Genomic DNA, 19,035 nt, shown 5'->3' with positions numbered 1-19,035 from the left:
GGCAGCGCTTTGCCTTGTCAGTGGCCGCTGCCGGATCGGAGCTTCTTGATCAGTTGCACCGCCCCGAGCACGACCGCCCCGGCCAGCAGGCCGCAAGCGAAGTTGAGCAGCATGGGAGCCAGCGGCTGGATGATCGCACCCACGCCGGGAATATCGGCCGGCGCTTCGGCGAGATTCTCGATGGCATGGTGAATGAAGGGCACGCCATGCGTCAGGATACTACCGCCGACCAGGAACATCGCGATGGTGCCGACGATCGACAGCAGCTTCATCAGATAGGGCGCCGCCCACAGAATCCCGCGACCGATCGACTGGGCGAAGCTCGCCGAGCGTTCGGTGAGATAGACGCCGAGATCGTCGAGCTTGACGATGCCGGCCACCAGGCCGTAGACCGCCGCGGTAATGGCGACGGCGATGATCGCCAGGACCACGACCTGCTGGGTGAAACTGGCGCTGGCCACCGTGCCCAGCGTAATGGCGATGATTTCCGCCGAGAGGATGAAGTCGGTCCGCACGGCGCCCTTGATCTTGTCCTTCTCGAACGCCAGCCGCTCCTCCTTCGTCTTCAGCTTCGCGGCGGCGCGGACATCTTCCTTGCTCGCCTCGGCGCCACCGTGCAGAAACTTGTGAGCCAGTTTTTCCGCGCCCTCGTAACAGAGAAACGCGCCGCCCAGCATCAGCAGCGGGGTGATCAGCCAGGGAGCGATCACGCTGATCAGAAGCGCCGCCGGCACCAGAATCAGCTTGTTGCGCAGCGACCCTTTCGCCACGGCCCACACGATTGGCAGCTCGCGGCTGGCGCGAACGCCGGTGACCTGTTGGGCGTTGAGCGCCAGATCGTCACCCAGCACGCCCGCCGTCTTCTTGGCGGCCACCTTGGTCATGAGGGAAACGTCGTCGAGCAACGTGGCGATATCGTCGAGTAGTGTCAGTAGACTGCCTGCGGCCACGAAGAATCCTCTATCGGTGAATCAGGAATGCGCCAAGCGTAGCGGAAATCCTCACGATGGCGTGACGACTTTCGCCAGCGCCTGCTTCAAGGGCGCCGTCGACTCCGGCCGGACACAGCGAGCGACCTCCTCGCCGTCACGCAGAAAGATCAGCGTCGGCCAGAGCTTGACTCGAAAGGCCCGCCCCAGCGGCCGGCCCTTGCCATCCTCGATCCTGAAGTACGGTAGCTCCTGCGCGCCTTCGAACGCTTCGGCGATCAGCGGCTGGGCCGCCTGACACCACGGACACCAGGGCGCGCCGAATTCGATCACGGCGGGCCCGGCGATGTCGTACAGCGCCTCCCGGGCGGGTTCGTCGGTCGTGTACTGGCTCGTCATGGCATCCTCCTGGGAACCGGTTTCTCGCAATATTGAGCGCAAGTTCGCTATGTCGAACACAAGCTCGCCGTGTTGAATACAAGATAGTCGCAAATGACAAAACCCTCGCCGATGACAAGGGTTTCATGCCGATATTCGGGAAGAAGCAGGAAAGCGGAATAGGCTTATCGGGGTTGGATCAGGGGCTGGATAGCCCTCGAATGTCAATCGATGTCGATCGGTTTCAAACCTCGGGAGAAGGCTTGCCAGCGTTCGACGTAATGCGCTGCCGAGGCCTTCAGCCCCTCGATCGCCTTGACGTCCAGTGTGCGCACCGCCTTTGCCGGCGCGCCGACGATCAGCGAATTGTCGGGGAAAGACTTGCCTTCGGTCACCAGCGCGTTGGCGCCGACCAGGCAGTTATTGCCGATCCGCGCGCCATTGAGCACGGTCGCCCCCATGCCGATCAGCGTGTTGTCGCCCAGGGTACAGCCATGGAGAATGGCGTGGTGGCCGATGGTGCAGCCACGACCGACACGCAGAACGAGCCCAGGGTCGGTGTGCAGCATGCAGCCTTCCTGGATATTGCTGCCTTCGCCGATCAGGATCCGGTCATTGTCGCCACGGATCACTACGTTGAACCAGACGCCCACGTCCTCTCCCAGTTCGACCTGCCCGATGACGTGAGCGCTAGGCGCGACCCAGTAGCGCCCCTTGTCCGGCAGATTCGGCACCGCATCGAAATAGGCATAGACAGGCATGGGCATGACTCCGGCTGAAAGGTGACATCATCCTCGCCTGCGGCCGCATCGGCTGCCAGCCGACTTTAGGCCCAGAGAATCTGCCTTACAGCGACACACGTCATATCCTGCGCAAACGAAAAGCCCCGATATCGTGTCGACATCGGGACTTTGTCGTCATTCGGGCACTTCATCGCGGCATTCAGAATCCAGGGATATTCAGGCCGACTCGTCGTCCTGCTTGTCCTCGCTGACCACGGAGGAATTGACGCTGGTGCCGCTGTAGGAACTCTGGTGCTGGCTGGCTTCGCTCTCCGCAGCCATGGAAAACGGCAACACGGCGGAGACGACGATGGCGGCCAACATCGAAAACAATTTATTGAACGCTTTCATGACCACTCCTTCGGTAATGGAACGCCCTGCGACGTTTTGTCGCGACGCCTAATTAGCATGCTAAACGAATATCCCCTCGTCAAGCACAGAATAGTCGTAGCGTCTCTGGCCTCGTCGTTCCCCGATGGTCGGTCAGCGCTCGACCCAGGGCTCGATGCCCAACGCCTGGGGCAGAGCGCGAAGCTGCTGCGTCAACTCGCGAGCATCCGCCGAATGGCAGCCACTGTCATGCTCGAGGGTCGCCGTTTCTCCGTCGCGATTCGTCCACGTCACGGTGTAATGGGGCAGATCCGTCGCGCGCGGACCGCAGTCCGGCGTGGCGGTCGTCGTCCCCATCGCCGGCTGCCACGGGGCGAGCCGCCTCTCGACCAACGTGAATCGCTCGGGATCGTTGATGCGAACACGCTCGCCCGCGACGGCCGTGAACCGCTCCCCGGTGAATCGGGTCGTGCCATCCTCGCTGATATCGACGCTGTAAACCGGGCACATGCCGTGACAGGGCCCGAGCTGGTAACGAATATCGGTCACGGCCTGACCACTGCCGGCCGGCTGGCTACCTGCCGTTTCGCCGTCCGGCAGTGTTCGCGACTGGGTGCATCCGGCGACCAGCAGAATCGTGATCGCCGTCATCAGATAGCGTGCCGCTTGTCGTGTCATGGCGTTTTCCTCGACGTTTCGATGATGTGAAGCCCGGTCGACATGCTCCGGCTAGCGCCAGCATTCGACGAGGCAATGCGGGCGTTCGGTGCCGTCTCCGGGTCCGCCAGCGTCCAGCCGTCTGGATCCGTCGTCATCCCGCGCTCCTTTCAATGTTGTAAAAATTCCGTAATTCAACAATAGATTATTGATTGATAAGATAAAAAAGGAGTTCACACCGCGCTCGTCGCCAAACCGGGGCCGTCATAATCATGGCACTAACGCCACGACCTCATTAAACTGTCGTCCTAGTCGCGTTCGCGCCTGTCCGTATCCATCAGACAGAGAACCTTCATGAAATTGCGTCACGGCATGACATTCTGTTCCAGCCTGCAGACCCAGCCTGGAGCCGAATCCGGCGACACTCAAAACGTCGACGTCGTCCTCATCGGCGGCGGCACCATGAGTGCCACCCTGGGAACCCTGCTCCAGTCACTGCAGCCCGATTGGACCATCCACCTCTACGAGCGTCTGGACAAGGCAGCCGAAGAGAGCTCCAACGTCTGGAACAACGCCGGCACCGGCCACTCGGCCTTCGCCGAGATGAATTACACCTCGCCTCAGCCCGATGGCAGCGTGGACATTCAACGTGCCGTCAAGATTACCGAGCAGTTCGAGGTGTCGCGTCAGTTCTGGGCGAGCCAGGTTCGCGAAGGCGTACTGGCCAATCCGCGCTCCTTCATCAATACCGTACCGCATCTGAGCTTCGTCTGGAGCGGCGAGCGCGTCTCGTTCTTGAAGACCCGCTTCGAGGCGATGCGCCAGAACCCGCTCTACGCCGGCATGGAATATTCCGAGGATCCCCAGAAGATCGCGGAGTGGATACCGCTGGTCATGACCGGGCGCGATACCAGCGAGCCCGTGGCCGCGACGCGGATGCCGATCGGCACCGAGGTCAATTTCGGCGAGATTACTCGCCAGATGATGAACGCGCTGGCCCGCCGCGATAACTTCCATCTGTCCGTCAATACCCAGGTGCAAGACCTGGAGCGCAACGTGGACGGCACCTGGAAAGTCACCGTGGCCAACACCAGCGACGGTGGTAACGAGCGCACCGTCAATGCCCGCTTCGTGTTCATCGGCGCGGGCGGTGCGGCGCTGCGCCTGCTGCAGAAATCCGGCATTCCGGAAGCCCGGCAGTACGGTGGTTTTCCGGTCGGTGGTCAGTTCCTCTTCACTACCAATCCGGAAGTCGTCGCCAAGCACGACGCCAAGGTCTACGGTCTGGCGCCCGCCGGTTCGCCGCCGATGTCGGTACCGCATATCGACAAGCGCATTCTCGACGGCACTCCGGCGATCATGTTCGGGCCGTTCGCCACCTTCTCGAGCAAGTTTCTCAAGAACGGTTCCTGGACCGACCTGATGCGCTCGATCACGCCCAACAATCTGTGGCCGATGACCAAGGTCGGCATCAACAACATGGATCTGGTGCGGTATCTGATCAGCCAGCTGCGCATGTCCGAAAGCGGCCAGTTCAAGGAGCTTCAGCACTACTATCCACAAGCCAACCGTGAAGACTGGAAGCTGTGGACCGCCGGCCAGCGGGTGCAGACGATCAAGGACATCGAAGGCAAGGGTGGCACGCTCCAGTTCGGCACCGAACTGGTCAGCGGCGCGGAAGGTTCCATCGCCGCGCTGCTGGGCGCCTCGCCTGGCGCCTCGACGGCACCCTCGATCATGCTGACGCTGCTCGAGAAAGTCTTCCCCGAACAGGTGGCTAGCGACGAATGGCAGGCCAAGCTGAAGGCGATGATACCCTCCTACGGCAAGGCACTGGCCGACAATCCTCAGCTGCTCTACGACGTGCGCGCCATGTCACGCGAGCTGCTGGAGCTGAGCGAGCCAGATCTGACCACGACCCCCGCCTCGACCTCGGAGCCGGAAATCAGCGGCAGCTGATATGGATCGCGTCTCCGGCAGCGACGACCGCCCGCCTCGGCCAAGCCGAGGCGGGCGGTTTGCGTTGGCAGACCTGAGTTTCCGTTGCGGGCGGGCTCGCCCCCACAACGTCCCGAGACTGGCTATTCCATGGCGCTGCTGGCGTCGATCACATTCAGCTTCGACAGCATCTCGTAGGCCGCCTTCACTCGCGCGTCGTTGGGATAGTTATGATTGGCCAGCATCACCAGCCCGACCTGCTTGCCGGGCACGAGAACCACGTAGCCGCCGAAGCCGTTGGTGGAGCCGGTCTTGTTGATCCAGACATCGCTGCGCGGCGCTTGCGGTGGTTGAATCGCCTCGGCCGCGTTGGGCTTCAGAATCATGTCGTAGCCGTTGCCCGCCAGCAGCGTATCCAGCGGGACCGGCAGCGGGTACTGCTCCCAGATCAGATCCTGGGTCATGTCGCCGACCTGGTAATAACCCTGGCGCGTGATGTCGACCGCCTGCTGCAGGTCGTCGTCGATCTCGAGCAGACCGAGGTTGGCCTGGACTAGCCGGGCCAGATCGCCGGCAGTGGTCTTGATGCCGTAGGCCTCGTCATCGAGCATGCCGGGCGCCACGCGAATGGGCTCGCCCTGCTTGTCCTCGCCCATGGCGTAATGCGCCATCTGCGCCTCGGGGACATCGTAGAAGGTGTGCGCCAACCCGAGCGGCTCCAGCACGCGAGACTGCATCGCCGGCACGAATGCCTGATCGAGACTGGCGGCGGCTTCCAGGCCCAACAGCCCGATGCCCAGGTTGGAGTAGGTGCGGCTTTTGCCGATCGGCTCGGTAGGCTGCCACTGGCGATACCAGGCCATCAGCGAGTCGCGGTCCGTCACTTCGTCGGGCACGAACAGCGGCAGCCCGCCGGTGGTGTGCGTGCCCAGGTTGCGCCCGCTGATCTCGTCGAAGGCGCTGCCCTCGAGCTCGGGCAGATAACGGCTGACCGGCGCGTCCAGGTCTAGCTTGCCTTGGACGGCGGCGAGCGAAGCCAGTGTCGCGGTAAAGGTCTTGCTGATGGAGCCGAGCTCGAACAGGGTGTCATCATCGACCGGTGTGCTGCCATCACGGTCGGCGACGCCGTAATTCAGGATCTGCGTCCCCTGCGGGCGAATCACCGCCACCGCCATGCCGGGAATGCTCTGCTGGCGCATCAGCGACTCGATGACCGGATCGACGGCTTCCCCGATATCCGCTCCGTCGCTCTGTGCCGATACGGCGGCCGGCGAACCCAGCAGCAACAATGACACCCCTAGCACGATTCCTTTCATGACGATTTCGATCCTCGGCACTGTGCGCCGACGGGCATCGTCGGGCGCAAAAACGGTGCCGCCCATCATGCGCGAAAAGCGTGAAGACCGGAACCGCCAGCCCGCTAAAGCGGCACCCTCCACGGCCTGCGCTCTGGCTGTTCAATACACCACGTTGCGGATGAAGCGCAGCCGACCCGGCCCTTCATTGCGGTAGCGGTAGGACTGGTCGCTGGGATAGACATGGAAGTCGCCGGCCTCGATCGTCACGCAGCGATCGTCCAGCTCCAGGGTCAGCGTGCCCTCGATCACCACCAGCATCTCGTGCCAGCCGGTGTCGTCGGCGGCCGATTCGTAGCTGTCTCCCGGCTCCAGCGACCAGGACCACAGTTCGACCTCCTGCCGCGCCGGCTTGCTCGCCATCAGCCGGGCGCGACTCGCGGGGTGCTTTCCCACCCAGGCGACTTCGTCGATGCGCGCCGAATCCTCGCTGCCCGGCGGCTGGACCAGCGCGTAGAACAGCACGCCCAGCGCTTCGGCCAGGCGATCGAGCGTGCTCAGGCTGACGTTGACGTCGCCCTTCTCGATATTGACCAGCATGCGCCGACTCACGCCGGCCTGATCCGCCAGCGCCTGCTGGCTCAGCCCCGCGGCCTGACGCAGGCGCCGGACGTTGGCCGCCACATGAACCAGCACGTCGGGGCGCTCGCTAGACTTGTGCAATATATTGCCCATCCGTACAATTGCGGCTCTCGTCGAATGCCCCTCGACCGCCGGTTCGGCGAGTGGCAACGTCTGGCGAGCCATCATGCCGCAGACCTCAGGAGGTGTCATGTCAGTCGCCATGCGTGAATTCGTGGCCAGAGCCTGGCCGGTGGCCATGCTGATCGTGGCAATGTGTTCGATCCAGACCGGCGCGTCCATCGCCAAATCGCTGTTTCCGGTCATCGGCGCCACCGGCACGACCTCGATTCGCCTGATTCTCGCTGCGCTGATCCTGCTGATCGTGATGCGGCCCTGGCGCCAGCCACTGAGCCGCCGCGCCTGGAAGTCGACGCTCGTCTATGGCGTCGCGCTCGGCATCATGAACCTGCTGTTCTACCAGGCGCTGCAGACGGTGCCGCTGGGTATCGCGGTGGCGCTGGAGTTTACCGGGCCGCTCACCGTGGCGCTGCTCTCCTCGCGACGCTGGCTGGACCTGCTGTGGGTGGCATTCGCCGTGTTCGGCCTGGCGTGTCTCCTGCTGCTGGGCGATGACAGCAACGGCCCGGTCGACCCTTACGGCGCGGCCTGCGCACTGGGAGCCGGCGTCTGCTGGGCGCTGTATATCCTGTTCGGCCAGAAGGCGGGATCGATCAACGGGGCCCAGAGCGCCACGCTGGGCATCACCATCGCGGCGGTAGTGATCGCCCCCGTCGGCCTGATCGACGTCGGCCCGGCGATTTTCGCCCCGGAAGTCCTCCCGCTGGCATTCGCCGTCGCCGTGCTCTCCACGGCCCTGCCCTACACGCTCGAAATGGTGGCGCTGCCGCGCCTGCCGACCCAGACTTTCGGCACGCTGATGAGCCTGGAGCCGGCGATCGGCGCGCTCTCCGGCCTGCTGTTCCTGAGCCAGCTCCTGAGCGGCCTGCAGTGGCTGGCCATCGGCCTGATCATCGTCGCCTCGATCGGCACCACGCTGACGGTGCGCCGACGCGATACCTTCGAGACCCCAGCCCCGGACTGAGGCGCCTCGGGAGCTGGCTCGAAGGTTTAGCCGCACGAACGTTCCAGACAAGCGTCGCTCGTGCTGGCATGCTGACGGATCGAGACGGCATACCGCATCGACCGTGGGGCGGGAGGCAGCATGACATCGACGAACTGGATCGACCTGCAACAGGATGGCGATACGGGCATCGAGACGATCCGCGCCCATTTCGAGGGCCATGCCTACGATCCGCACTGGCACGACAGCTACCTGGTCGGCTTCACCGAACAGGGCGTGCAGCAGTTCCACTGCCGACACTCGCGACACGACAGCACGCCGGGCCGCCTCTTCTTTGTCGAGCCGGGGGAGATCCATGATGGACACGCACCGGCCAGCGGCGGCTTCACCTACTCCATGCTCTACATCGATGCGGCCTGGCTGCAACGCGAACTGCGCCAGTTCGGTACGCCGGGCCTCGCCTCGGGGGAGCCGGGCTTTACCACGACCCTGGTCGACGACGCGCCATTGATCGCCGCCGTCGCCCACGCTTTTACCACACTGCGCGAGCCGGGCACGCGACTGCAGCGCGACGCTGCACTCGACACCCTGCTGCAGGGCATGCTTCCGCATCTGGGCTGGCGCCGGCGACGCCGGGACGACGACCCGCGCCTGCCCCGCGTGGCGCGACGTGCCCAGGCATACCTGCACGCCCATTGTGACAGCGATATCGGTCTGCAGACGCTCGCCGAAGAGTGCGGCGTCGACCGTTTCCGCCTGACCCGCGCCTTCAAGGCTGCCTTCGGCCTGGCGCCCCATGCCTATCTGATCCAGCTGCGCTTGAGTCTCGCCCGCCAGCGTCTCGCCACCGGCGAGTCACCCGCCATCGTGGCCAGCCAACTGGGGTTCGCCGACCAGAGCCATCTGGGCCGCTGGTTTCGCCGCGCCTACGGTTTGACGCCGGCCGACTATCGCCGTCGTTGCCGGCCATCGCGCTGACAATGGCTCACGGGGTCGAGTCGTTCAGCCCGCTCGTGCCGCACGGCTGCTCAAACCTTCCAGACGCCAACGCCCGCCGACGTCATAGTGACGCTCCCGACTTTCGAGGAGTTGTCCATGTCGTCCTGGCTGCCCTTCACGCTTTTCGCCTTCGTCGCCTCGATCACGCCGGGGCCAACCAACCTGCTGATCCTGACGCAGGGCGCGCGGCAGGGCTGGAAACGCGCGCTACCCGCGGTCTTCGGGGCCAGTCTGGCGGCCGCCCTGATCGTGCTGATCATCGGTGGGGGCCTGGCACAGACCCTGCTGGCCCATCCGCTCGTGCGCCACGTCATGGCGGTAGTCGGCGTCGCCTGGCTGAGCTGGCTGGCCTTGAAGCTCTATCGCAGCCCGCCGCCGACGCTGGAGAGCGAGGCATCTGGCCGGGCACCGCATTTCGGCGCCCTGCAGGCCGCCGGCCTGCAACTGGTCAATCCCAAGACCTGGATGATGGCGTTCTCGGTCGTCGGCGTGTTCACCGATGGCACCACCAGCACGATACATATTGCCGTGTTGGCGCTCATCTTCGGCGGCATCGCCGTGCCTTGTCTGGCGTGCTGGGCGCTGATGGGCAGCGGCGTCGGCCGGCTGTTTCGCACATCGCATCAATGGCAATGGTTCAACCGGGGGCTGGCTTTTCTATTGCTGGGCGTAGCGTGGTGGAGCGTGCTGATACCGGGCTGAAACAGATCGCCGACAGCGCAACGCCACGATCAGGCGTCCAGGCCCAGCCGCCGACAGTGGGCGCGAGCGTCGGCACGAAGCGCACCACAGCGCGTCTCCAGCTCCCGGCGCGACGCCTGGTCGGCCAGTGCTTCCAGGTTGGCCTCTACGCCGATCAACAACGCCTCCAGGGCTGCCCTGAGCATCGTGGCACCGGCCAGGGTATCGCTGCGCATCGCCTCGGATGTCATAGCCAACGCCTCGACCGCCAACGCCAGCCCTTCACGACACCGCTCGGCAGCGGCCAGCGGAATCCGGATCGAGGCGTCGCGGGCCTCGCGCAGCGCCGAATCACGCCGGTTCGCCTCGGCATCGGTGTCATGTGGCAGATGCTGCGCGTCGAGATAGTCGGCAAACGCCGCGGCATCGTCATCCACGGCGCTGGCCAACGCGTCATGGAGCGCATCACCCTCGGCAACCAGCCGGCGGTGAAGATCGCGATCGGATTCGCCGCGATGCAACCGCACCCCCTTGAGAATCAACGATAATCCCAGGCATCCATTCAGCGCGGCGGCGGCACCACAGCCCGGGGTGGAGCGCGTTTCGACGGCGTGCTGAAAATCGGCAAGCGAGCTCTGCCAGAGCGAAGACGAGGTCGACATGGGGACTCCCGGAGATGATCGATGTCTCAGCATAGACGCCGCCACGCGAAGCATGGCAAATCAAGAGGAGGTGAATGCGAGCCGGGAGAGAGCGGGCGGTGCGATAGCAGATGACGAGGAAGCGGATGGAGAGATAGCAGCAGGAAAAGAGAGAGGGGAAGGCACCATGGCGAAACAGCCCGAGACCGAAATTGCCTCAAGCCGCTTGGCGATAGTGCCCTCCCCGAGGCGCACGCCCCTTGCGCGAATAGCTGCCTTTGCCTTTCTTGGGCTTCTGTTGCTGCTGACGGAATTGAGGCGAGCGCAACGCCGCCTTGAGCGCGTTGTCCCGGATGGGATGCGGTTTCATATCGGCTCCTGAATAGCGGGAGAATGTCGAAGTATCAGACACGACACGACCGCATGGTCATGCGGCCGTGGCAGGAAGGTATGGGCCGGGAAGCGGCGCTTCAACCCACTTGGACGAACAGATGCTCGTAGACGACCGTGATGCCGATGGCGATCAGCACCACGCCACCCGCGATTTCGGCGCGCTTGCCGATCAGCGAGCCGATCGCACGGCCAAGCATGATGCCGATGGTGACCATCAGCGTCGTCGCCAGCCCGATCGCCACCGCCGCCACCACGATATTCACGTCGGCGAACGCCAGCGTCACCCCCACCGCCATGGCATCGATACTGGTCGCCAGGGCCGTGACGGCGAGCAGCCAGACCGACTTTCGCTCCGGCGCCTTCTCGTCGTTCGCCTCTGGCTCGACGGGCTTGAACCCCTCCCAGATCATGTGGGTACCGAGCGCGCCCAGCAGCACGAACGCGATCCAGTGATCCCACTCGGAGACGAAGCGAGTCGCCGCCAGCCCGATGGCCCAGCCAATGACCGGTGTGATCGCTTCGACCGTGCCGAAGATGACGCCGATACGAAGCGCTTCGGGGAAGCGAGTACGTCTGAGAGCAGCACCCTTGCCGATCGACGCGGCAAACGCATCGGTCGACATGGCAAAGGCGAGTATGACGAGAGAAGCAGGGTTCATGATTTTATCCAGCCGGTGGTATCACCACGACATCCACCGTGCCCGACTCTGCACCGCGAATGTCCATGGTCTCGCCAACCGGATCCGGCGTTCGTGCCACGGCATCGCCGAGCATGTTGACACGAACATCACCGCCGAGGTCTGGTCGGCGGTGATCGGCTACTCCCCAAGGAGGGTTCAGACTATAGACGCCTGCCCGCCAGATATCAATAAATGATTGAATTTAAAGAAAAAATTCACCCTGGTTAATTCGTGTCGTTGACGTTAATCAAGTTAACGCGGGTTGGACTTTGATCGCCGGGTTGCCAACTCGACAGTTCTGGCTCGCCGATGCGCAACCGGACGACCGCGAGCCATGGTCTTGGGATGCTGCGATGGCCGTCTCGGTGCCGACTCACTCCTCGTTCGTCAACGTGCCGGCGATCCATCGCTGCAGGTTGTCGGTCGTGGCCGCTTCCGGATCGTAAAGCAGCCGATAAGTCATCGGCGCGATGATGCCGTCGATGAGCCGTGCCACCGAGGGCGCGCCTTCACCGCGCACCAGGGCCCGCTCTCGCAGCGTGCCCATGAGCGACTCGCCGTAGCGATAGCAACGCTCCCGGCGCCCGCCGTCGGCGCTGGCCATGACGTCGTTGAGCGCGCGCTGCCCCGGCACCGAGGTCATCTCCTCGAGATACTGCTCGCCCCAGGCCTGCAGGTCGCCGGCCAGCGTACCGGTATCCACGGGGTCGTCGTCGGGGCGCATCCGCTCCAGCGAGACATCGGCAACCAGCTCCGAAAGGTTGCCCCAGCGGCGATAGATCGTCGATGGCGTGACACCGGCTCGCTCCGCGATTCGGGGCACCGTCAGTTCGTCGCGTGGCGTCACGGCCTGCAGTTCGCGAACGGCCTGGTGAACGGCTTCCTGCACCCGGGCGCTGCGGCCGCCCGGTCTGACGGCTTCTTTGATCGGCATGACTATCCACTACACGAAAGAACTATACGAAAGGACTATACAAAAGAACTATGCGAAAGATACAAACGCAAAATATTTGCTTTATGAGCCTGCTAAGCTCAAACTCCGCTAACGCAAAATTTTAGCATTAATGGATTCCTCGATGTCACCGCCCGCGTCTGCGCCCAAGACCAATGTCTATCCGTCTCCTCGTCTCGGTTCACTGGTTTACTACGCGATTTTGATGGTGACGTTTCTTGCGGCCTCCAGCGCACCCACGCCGCTGTATCAGCTCTACCAGACGACCTGGCATTTCTCGACCACCTGGTTGACGCTGGTGTTCGCCAGTTACGTGTTCGCGCTGCTGCTGGCGTTGCTGACCACCGGCTCGCTGTCCGACTACATCGGCCGGCGGCCGGTCGTCGCCATGGCGATCGTGGGCGAGCTCCTGTCGCTGGTGCTGTTCCTGGTTGCCGACGGGCTGGCATGGGTGCTGGCGGCCCGGATCCTGCAAGGCGTGGCCACCGGGATCGTGACCAGCGCGCTGGCAGCGGCGATGCTCGACAGCGACCATACTCGCGGCCCGGTGCTGGCAAGCATCGCGCCGTTATCGGGCATGGGAATCGGGGCGCTGTTTGCCGGCGTGCTGGTGGCTTACGCACCGGCGCCGATGCGTCTGGTCTATCTGATATTGATGGTGTTGCTCGTCGTGATGGGGCTATGGCTCACGCGGATTCCGGAGAGCGTGACACCGCGGCCCGGTGCGCTGGCGGCGTTGCGTCCGCGCGCGCATATTCCACCGGCAGTGCGCGGCCCGCTGTTTCGCGTCATCCCGGCGGTGGTTTCCTCCTGGGCGCTGGGCGGCTTTTCGCTGTCGCTGGGGCCGACGCTGGTGGAGAGAATCAGCGGCGTTCACAATCCGCTGGTCGGTTGCCTGATTACCTTCCTGCTGCCTTTCATCGGCGGTATCAGCGTGCTGACGCTTCGCGCCAGACCGCCAAGGCTGGCCGTATTGCTCGGCACCGCCTGCCTGATCGTCGGCATGCTGGGGCTGCTGCTGGGTGTCCATCAGCAGTCGGGCGCGATCCTGCTGGCGGGACGGCGATCGCTGGTATCGGCTTCGGCGCCGCGTTCATGGGCGCCATGCGCGTCGTCATGCCCCTGGCGCCACCCACCGAGCGTTCGGCGTTGATGGCGGCGTTCTACGTGATCTGCTATCTCTCCGCGAGCACGCTGGCGTTGTGCGGCGGTATCGCGACCCAGCATCTGGGGCTGATCCCCACCACCTACGTCTACGGCAGCCTGGTGGCCCTGCTCTCTCTCGCCGCCTTCGTCGGCACGTTGACGCAGCGCCAGCCCGAGTCCCGGCCCCGGGCTTGCAGCCGCACCCCCGCCTAACTAGCATCTGCAAATCTCTTCCGCTGGCGTTGCGGCACACGACGAAAATCATCGATCAGTCGCCGTGCCGTGACATTTCGTCGCCCCGGATGCGCCGCAAAATCGCGACGAATCCTCTTTTTCAGTGCCGATATCCTGCCAAAATCGTCGAAAATACCGCTCTCACCCTCTCCCTCCAGGCGGTCGAAGCTGCCGGTCTCGCCAGACTCGTTGCAAGTCTTCACGGGCAATGCCGATAATTCGGCAGGTAACCAGCGTGTAACGATCGTGCCGGCAGGCTACGCATAGCCTGGCAGGCTTTCCACTCATTGGGATGTTATCGCATGAAACGACTCGACGACCTGACGGTTAAAACCAGTTGGCTACTGGTGATATTGGCTTTTACCTTCCTGGTGCTCAGCGTTGCCGGGCTTGCCGCCTATGCGGCCAACGCTGGCCGCACGGTGTCGACGGGCTGGTTGAACCTCGCCATCGGCACCGCCGTCGTGTTCACGCTGGTTCTGGTCGCGATCATTCTCTGGGGCGTAGCCGTCAACGTCATTCGACCGCTGAAACGTCTGGTCGAGCATTTCGAGCGCTTGGCCGAGGGCGACCTTTCCGGCGAGATCGAAAGCCGGGGCAACAACGAGATCGGCCGCCTGTTCGCCGCACTGGAGCGCACCCAGGCGCATCTACTGCACACCGTCGGCAATACTCGGGATGCCAGCGACAACGTTCATCAGGGAGCCATAGAAATCGCCCAGGGCAATACCGACCTGTCGGCGCGCACCGAACAGCAGGCGGCGGCGCTGGAAGAGACCGCGGCAAGCATGGAGCAGCTGACCTCGACGGTACGCCAGAATACCGATAACGCCCGCCAGGCCAGTCAGTTGGCCGACGATGCCTCGGCCGTCGCTCGCGAGGGCGGCGATGTGGTGGGCAAGGTGGTCACCACCATGCATGACATCAGCGACCAGTCGCGCCAGGTGGTGGAAATCCTCGATACGATCGACTCGATTGCATTCCAGACCAACATTCTGGCGCTCAACGCCTCGGTGGAAGCCGCCCGGGCCGGAGCGCAGGGGCGCGGCTTCGCCGTCGTGGCCCATGAAGTCCAGACGCTGGCGACCCGCTCCGCCGATGCGGCGAAGAAGATTCGCGAACTGATCCAGCGTTCAGCGGAGCGCGTCGAGGATGGCGCCCGGCTGGTGGACAAGGCGGGGGCGACGATGAAGGAGATCGTCACGGCCATTGGCAATGTCGACGCCATCATGCATGAAATCGCCACGGCTTCGGAGGAGCAGAGCCATGGCATCGACCAGGTGAACCAGGCGATCACGCAGATGGACCAGGTCACGCAACAGAATGCGGCGCTGGTACAGCAGGCAGCCGACAACGCCCGCGCGCTGGAGCGGGAGTCGGAGGCGTTGCAGGCCGCCGTGGCGGTCTTCCGGCTCAGCGCCAGCGAAAGCGCCAGCAAAGGCGCCGCCATTCCGGCGATGCCGCAGCCGACACGACCCCAGCCCGGCAACCAATCCGGCAACCAACCCCTGCCGGCCAGCGCGCGTCAGGAAGAAGACGAGTGGGAGACGTTCTAGCCTCCGCCTTTCCCGCCCAGGTTCAGGAAGCGTCTGCTGCCTGGCGCTCCAGCGTACGGCAGAGATCGCCATCGAGATTGAGCGCCGCCGCCAATTGATCGAGCCAGGCCCGCTCCATCGGGTTCTGCTCGTCGATGATCGCCACGCTGGCCAGATAGACTTCCCGCGCAGCCTGCGGCGACTCGGTATCGCGGGCGATCGCCTCGGCGTCCAGCGGCGCGGACATCTGCTGCTCGACCCAGGCATGCAGCTCGGCGTCCGCGCCCAGCGCGTCGATCTGTTCGGCCAGTGCGGCCCGCTCGGCGGCGTCGATATGGCCATCGGCCCGCGCGGCGGCGATCATCGCACGCAGGATGACCAGGCTGCGGTTCTCCTGCCGATCGCCGGAGAGCTGCTCCAGTGGCTGATCGGCTCCGGTCGTCGGCGCGTGGGCCGGCGCTGCAGACGACTTCTCTTGATGGGCCTGCCAGGCTTTCCAGGCTAGTGCCCCCAGCCCGGCCAGCGCGCCGTACTTGATCGCCTTGCCGCCCATGCTGCGCCCCCGCTTGCTGCCAACCAGCATGCCCAGCGCGCCACCTCCCAGCAGCGACTTGGCATCGAAACCGCCACCGCTCGACGACGTTTTCCGGCTGCTACCGGCCTGCTTCATGATCTGCGAAAGGATTTTCTGCGCGTTCATCGATCCTCCATTACCCCGTTGCCTGAATGTTCCGCAATGCTATAGACCGTCTCGAGGCGAGGAGGTTTAACGCTGGCGTCGATTCGCTCAATCGATCAGCGCCGGACGCCGAGGATCGGCGTGAAACGCGAAGGCATCGACGATATCCCGGGCGATGACTCGGGGCTCGGAGAGCGGCGGCAGATCGTCCGGCGAGAAATAGGCGGCATCGAAGACTTCGTGACCGGGATCGAGCGGCTTGGTATCGAGCCGCTCGCAGAGGAAGAACAGCTTGTAGAAGTCGAGCACGTCTGCCGGGTAGGCGTGCTTGGCCTTGTGGCGAATGGCATAGAGCCGCTTGGCCTCGACCGTGACGCCAGCTTCTTCCCACACCTCCTTGACCGTGTTTTCGGCCGCCGACAGCCCGATCTCGGCATAGCCGCCGGGCATCGTCCAGCGTCCGTCCATCTTCTCCTTGACCAGCAGGATCCTGCCGTCGTCGATGATCGCCGCGCGCACGTCGATCTTGGGCGTGACGTGTCCTTCGCCGGCACCCAGCGCCAGATTCACGCGGCCGATGGGGATATCGCCCAGCATCGCCATCATCGACGTCGAAATCTCGGCGACCTCTTCATAGCGCTCGCGGTCGAACTTGTCGCGGCAATAGTGCAGCCCGGTGTCGGCCAGGGCCGAGAGCCGTTTGGCCCAGGCGAGCCATTGATCTTCCATGAGGCGGTTTCCGATTCAGGGGTAGGTAACGTTCACCTGAAGACTAACAACTGCGGCCGACAACGTCAGGCAGTGGCGGCATCAGGCACGAAAAAGCCCTTCCGGAGAAGGGCTCGTGTGGTGCGCGTCGATACAGTGTGATCGACGCAAGAGGCATTCGACCGTATCAGCCCGCCGTGGGCGCTTCGCCTTCCGGCTGCGGACCGTGGCGAGGCCCCTTGTGCATGCCGCGAGGCGGTTTCGTCAGCGCTTCGAAGGCGGCGAGCTGCTCGTCGTCGAGCACCTCGGAGAGTGCGCTGTGACGTTGCTCCAGCAGCTGCTTGAACTGCGCGCCTCGTGAATCCTTCATCGCTTCGTCCGCCTTGCCATCGGGACGCTTCAGCTGATGCAGCCCGTCGAAGAAGGTGCGCTCGGCATTCAGCACGGCGGCACTCTGCTCCTGGCTCAGGTCCCAGGTGGCGAACAACGGCGCGTAGCGATCCTCCAACCCGGCCGTCATCCGCTCGGGGTCCATCTTCGGGCCACTGCGATGGTGCATCATCGGCGGGCGCGGACGCTCCAGCATCTGGTAGGCGTGCAGCTGCTCGTCGGTCAGTACGTCGGCCAGTTGCTCGCGCTGCTGCTCGAGCAGCGACTCCATCGCGGCGCGACGTTGTTCGGGCGCTGCCTTGTCGTCACTGTCATGACGCAATTGCTGGAGGCCGGTACGGAAATCGCTGTCGGCCTGCGCCAGGCTGGCCAGTTGGTCTTTATCGAGATTCCAGCTGGCGACCACGGCATCCTTGAGCGGATTGCCGTGCGGCTTGTACTCACCATGGGCAGCTGGCGGTCGGGGTTGTTCGGTCTGCGCGGCCTGAGCGAGCGGTGACAGGATGGAGGCAGCAACGGCCAGCGCCAACAGGTTCTTTTTCGAAAAATTCATGACTTCACGCTCCTGGTTGCGCACCGAGACGCGGTGCAGGAACACTATCGCGTTGTTTCTTGCAGACAGTGTGCAGCGAACAAGGAAGCCTGAATCACGAAATCGTCAAAAGATGGGTAACGGAACCGCCTGCGCAGAACGCCACAGACGGCGGAACCCTGAACGTCAATCGCCCGCGCTCGGGTCGGCGCGAAAGGGCATCCTGCCCAACGCGCCTCTTGCGTCATCCATGACGCAAGATCCGGCACGGGTGACCGTCGTCCAGCACCATCTGGCAGGCGTCATTAGGGTGGCAAAACCAACCTGATCGACCTCGCCAGTATTTTCGGTTCGTCCAGGTGTCTCAGAACGCCCAGTCTTCGTCCTCGGTACTGACGGTCTTGCCGATCACGTAGGAGGAGCCGGAGCCGGAGAAGAAGTCGTGGTTCTCGTCGGAACCGGGCGAGAGCGCGGCGAGGATCGCCGGGCTGACGTCGGTGACGCTGGCCGGGAACAGCGCTTCGAAGCCCAGATTCATCAACGCCTTGTTGGCGTTGTAGTGCAGGAACTTCTTGACGTCTTCGGTCAGGCCGACATCGTCGTAGAGCGCCTCGGTGTACTTGACCTCGTTGTCGTAGAGCTCGTGGAGCAGCTCGTAGGCGTAGATCTTGATCTCTTCCTGACGCTCCGTCGGCAGCTGGGCCAGCTGACGCTGGAACTTGTAGCCGATGTAGTAGCCGTGGATCGCTTCGTCACGAATGATCAGGCGGATCAGGTCGGCGGTGTTGGTCAGCTTGGCGCGGCTGGACCAGTACATCGGCAGGTAGAAGCCGGAGTAGAACAGGAACGACTCCAGGAACACGCTGGCGATCTTGCGCATCAGCGGGTCCTCGGCGCGGTAACGCTCGAGAATCAGCTCCGCCTTCTTCTGCAGGAACGGGTTCTCCTCGCTCCAGCGGTAGGCGTCGTCGACATCGCGAGTCGCGCACAGCGTCGAGAAGATCGAGCTGTAGGAGCGGGCGTGAACCGACTCCATGAAGCTGATATTGGTGAACACCGCCTCTTCGTGTGGCGTGACCGCATCTTCGATCAGTGTCGGCGCGCCCACCGTGCCCTGGATCGTGTCGAGCAGCGTCAGGCCGGTGAAGACGCGAATGGTGAGCTGCTGTTCGTGCTCGGTCAGCGTGTTCCAGGCCGGGATGTCGTTGGAAAGCGGGATCTTCTCCGGCAGCCAGAAGTTGCCGGTGAGCCGGTTCCAGACTTCCAGATCCTTGTCGTCCTGCAGGCGGTTCCAGTTGATCGCATCGACCCGGCTCAGACGGCGGGCGGCGGCGGTAGCGGGCATATCCATGAGAGTGTTCTCGTTCGGTTGGCGCCGGGGCGGGTGATGCCTCATGAGACATCAGGCCCCGGCGCGTTCACGCAAAGTCGGTCGTTATCGAGAGGCAGGC

The 19,035-nt window shown here is 63.8% G+C and carries 23 protein-coding genes; 8 read left to right on the top strand and 15 right to left on the bottom strand.

Going from position 1 to position 19,035, the window contains the following annotated elements; all coding sequences use genetic code 11:
* Positions 1-17 precede the first annotated feature (17 nt).
* The 5 genes from DOM32_RS10145 to DOM32_RS10130 form a co-directional block, all read right to left on the bottom strand.
* Positions 18-950, bottom strand: a complete 933-nt coding sequence (locus DOM32_RS10145; protein ID WP_110634007.1) for a DUF808 domain-containing protein — start codon at positions 948-950, stop codon at positions 18-20.
* Positions 951-1,001: 51 nt separating this feature from the next.
* Positions 1,002-1,328 (bottom strand): thioredoxin family protein, encoded by a 327-nt coding sequence (locus tag DOM32_RS10140; RefSeq protein WP_110634004.1) that lies wholly within the window; start codon positions 1,326-1,328, stop codon positions 1,002-1,004.
* A gap of 203 nt (positions 1,329-1,531) precedes the next feature.
* Entirely contained in the window at positions 1,532-2,068 is a 537-nt protein-coding gene (locus DOM32_RS10135; RefSeq protein ID WP_110634001.1) for a gamma carbonic anhydrase family protein, read from the bottom strand.
* Between the two features lie 198 nt (positions 2,069-2,266).
* Positions 2,267-2,440, bottom strand: coding sequence for a hypothetical protein (locus DOM32_RS17780; protein WP_157957066.1), 174 nt, complete (start codon positions 2,438-2,440; stop codon positions 2,267-2,269).
* Positions 2,441-2,572: 132 nt separating this feature from the next.
* On the bottom strand, positions 2,573-3,097 hold the full coding sequence (locus DOM32_RS10130) for a DUF6438 domain-containing protein (RefSeq protein WP_110633998.1): 525 nt from the start codon (positions 3,095-3,097) through the stop codon (positions 2,573-2,575).
* A 333-nt stretch (positions 3,098-3,430) separates the two neighbouring features.
* Between DOM32_RS10130 and mqo the strand changes: the two genes are divergently transcribed.
* A complete protein-coding gene (mqo, locus tag DOM32_RS10125; RefSeq protein WP_071230903.1) occupies positions 3,431-5,035 on the top strand; it encodes a malate dehydrogenase (quinone) in 1,605 nt (534 codons plus the stop codon).
* 122 nt (positions 5,036-5,157) lie between these two features.
* Here the strand turns inward: mqo and ampC are convergent, their stop codons facing one another.
* Positions 5,158-6,330 carry a class C beta-lactamase gene (gene ampC, locus DOM32_RS10120; RefSeq protein WP_110634285.1) on the bottom strand — a complete coding sequence of 391 codons (1,173 nt, stop codon included), beginning with the start codon at positions 6,328-6,330 and terminating at the stop codon, positions 5,158-5,160.
* A gap of 141 nt (positions 6,331-6,471) precedes the next feature.
* Complete coding sequence (locus tag DOM32_RS10115) at positions 6,472-7,143, bottom strand: helix-turn-helix domain-containing protein (RefSeq protein WP_244179880.1); 672 nt, start codon at positions 7,141-7,143, stop codon at positions 6,472-6,474.
* On the opposite strand from DOM32_RS10115, the gene rhtA reads away from it, so the two are divergent.
* The 3 genes from rhtA (at position 7,142) to DOM32_RS10100 (ending at position 9,715) form a co-directional block, all read left to right on the top strand.
* A complete protein-coding gene (gene rhtA / locus DOM32_RS10110) occupies positions 7,142-8,035 on the top strand; it encodes a threonine/homoserine exporter RhtA (RefSeq protein WP_167400663.1) in 894 nt (297 codons plus the stop codon). The genes DOM32_RS10115 and rhtA overlap by 2 nt on opposite strands.
* Positions 8,036-8,155: 120 nt before the next feature.
* A complete protein-coding gene (locus DOM32_RS10105; protein WP_071230907.1) occupies positions 8,156-8,992 on the top strand; it encodes an AraC family transcriptional regulator in 837 nt (278 codons plus the stop codon).
* A gap of 117 nt (positions 8,993-9,109) precedes the next feature.
* Positions 9,110-9,715 carry a LysE family translocator gene (locus DOM32_RS10100; protein ID WP_110633990.1) on the top strand — a complete coding sequence of 202 codons (606 nt, stop codon included), beginning with the start codon at positions 9,110-9,112 and terminating at the stop codon, positions 9,713-9,715.
* Between the two features lie 29 nt (positions 9,716-9,744).
* On the opposite strand, the gene DOM32_RS10095 is transcribed toward DOM32_RS10100, so the two are convergent.
* The 3 genes from DOM32_RS10095 to mntP form a co-directional block, all read right to left on the bottom strand.
* Positions 9,745-10,356 carry a cyclodeaminase/cyclohydrolase family protein gene (locus DOM32_RS10095; RefSeq protein ID WP_157957065.1) on the bottom strand — a complete coding sequence of 204 codons (612 nt, stop codon included), beginning with the start codon at positions 10,354-10,356 and terminating at the stop codon, positions 9,745-9,747.
* Between the two features lie 196 nt (positions 10,357-10,552).
* On the bottom strand, positions 10,553-10,705 hold the full coding sequence (arfA, locus tag DOM32_RS10090) for an alternative ribosome rescue factor ArfA (RefSeq protein WP_083387240.1): 153 nt from the start codon (positions 10,703-10,705) through the stop codon (positions 10,553-10,555).
* A 100-nt stretch (positions 10,706-10,805) separates the two neighbouring features.
* The gene (gene mntP / locus DOM32_RS10085; RefSeq protein WP_110633984.1) at positions 10,806-11,387 is read right to left on the bottom strand and encodes a manganese efflux pump MntP; all 582 of its coding nucleotides are present in this window, start codon (positions 11,385-11,387) and stop codon (positions 10,806-10,808) included.
* Here mntP and DOM32_RS10080 point away from each other — a divergent pair.
* Positions 11,386-11,604, top strand: coding sequence for a hypothetical protein (locus tag DOM32_RS10080; RefSeq protein ID WP_110633982.1), 219 nt, complete (start codon positions 11,386-11,388; stop codon positions 11,602-11,604). The two genes, mntP and DOM32_RS10080, sit on opposite strands and share 2 nt — an antisense overlap.
* Positions 11,605-11,781: 177 nt before the next feature.
* Here DOM32_RS10080 and DOM32_RS10075 read toward each other — a convergent pair whose 3' ends face one another.
* On the bottom strand, positions 11,782-12,342 hold the full coding sequence (locus DOM32_RS10075; protein WP_071230912.1) for a TetR/AcrR family transcriptional regulator: 561 nt from the start codon (positions 12,340-12,342) through the stop codon (positions 11,782-11,784).
* Positions 12,343-12,484: 142 nt separating this feature from the next.
* On the opposite strand from DOM32_RS10075, the gene DOM32_RS10070 reads away from it, so the two are divergent.
* The 3 genes from DOM32_RS10070 (at position 12,485) to DOM32_RS10065 (ending at position 15,296) form a co-directional block, all read left to right on the top strand.
* Entirely contained in the window at positions 12,485-13,513 is a 1,029-nt protein-coding gene (locus tag DOM32_RS10070; protein ID WP_244179879.1) for an MFS transporter, read from the top strand.
* The gene (locus DOM32_RS18070; RefSeq protein ID WP_244179878.1) at positions 13,477-13,719 is read left to right on the top strand and encodes a hypothetical protein; all 243 of its coding nucleotides are present in this window, start codon (positions 13,477-13,479) and stop codon (positions 13,717-13,719) included. Before DOM32_RS10070 ends, DOM32_RS18070 begins: the two co-directional genes overlap by 37 nt.
* 323 nt (positions 13,720-14,042) lie before the next feature.
* Positions 14,043-15,296 carry a methyl-accepting chemotaxis protein gene (locus DOM32_RS10065; protein ID WP_071230914.1) on the top strand — a complete coding sequence of 418 codons (1,254 nt, stop codon included), beginning with the start codon at positions 14,043-14,045 and terminating at the stop codon, positions 15,294-15,296.
* Between the two features lie 22 nt (positions 15,297-15,318).
* On the opposite strand, the gene DOM32_RS10060 is transcribed toward DOM32_RS10065, so the two are convergent.
* The 4 genes from DOM32_RS10060 to nrdF all read right to left on the bottom strand — a co-directional run bounded on the left by DOM32_RS10060 (position 15,319) and on the right by nrdF (position 18,929).
* Positions 15,319-15,975 (bottom strand): tellurite resistance TerB family protein, encoded by a 657-nt coding sequence (locus tag DOM32_RS10060; RefSeq protein WP_110633979.1) that lies wholly within the window; start codon positions 15,973-15,975, stop codon positions 15,319-15,321.
* A gap of 87 nt (positions 15,976-16,062) precedes the next feature.
* A complete protein-coding gene (locus tag DOM32_RS10055) occupies positions 16,063-16,683 on the bottom strand; it encodes an NUDIX hydrolase (protein WP_110633976.1) in 621 nt (206 codons plus the stop codon).
* Between the two features lie 166 nt (positions 16,684-16,849).
* On the bottom strand, positions 16,850-17,605 hold the full coding sequence (locus DOM32_RS10050) for a hypothetical protein (protein WP_110633973.1): 756 nt from the start codon (positions 17,603-17,605) through the stop codon (positions 16,850-16,852).
* Positions 17,606-17,948: 343 nt separating this feature from the next.
* Positions 17,949-18,929: a class 1b ribonucleoside-diphosphate reductase subunit beta gene (gene nrdF / locus DOM32_RS10045; RefSeq protein WP_110634282.1), complete on the bottom strand. Its 981-nt coding sequence runs from the start codon at positions 18,927-18,929 to the stop codon at positions 17,949-17,951.
* Positions 18,930-19,035 lie beyond the last annotated feature (106 nt).

Origin of the sequence: Salinicola salarius, from assembly GCF_003206135.1 — a bacterium.
In the GTDB taxonomy this organism is placed as follows: Bacteria; Pseudomonadota; Gammaproteobacteria; order Pseudomonadales; family Halomonadaceae; genus Salinicola; species Salinicola salarius.
The sequence above is the reverse complement of the archived record's forward strand: the minus strand, read 5'-3'. Positions and strand labels throughout refer to the sequence as shown.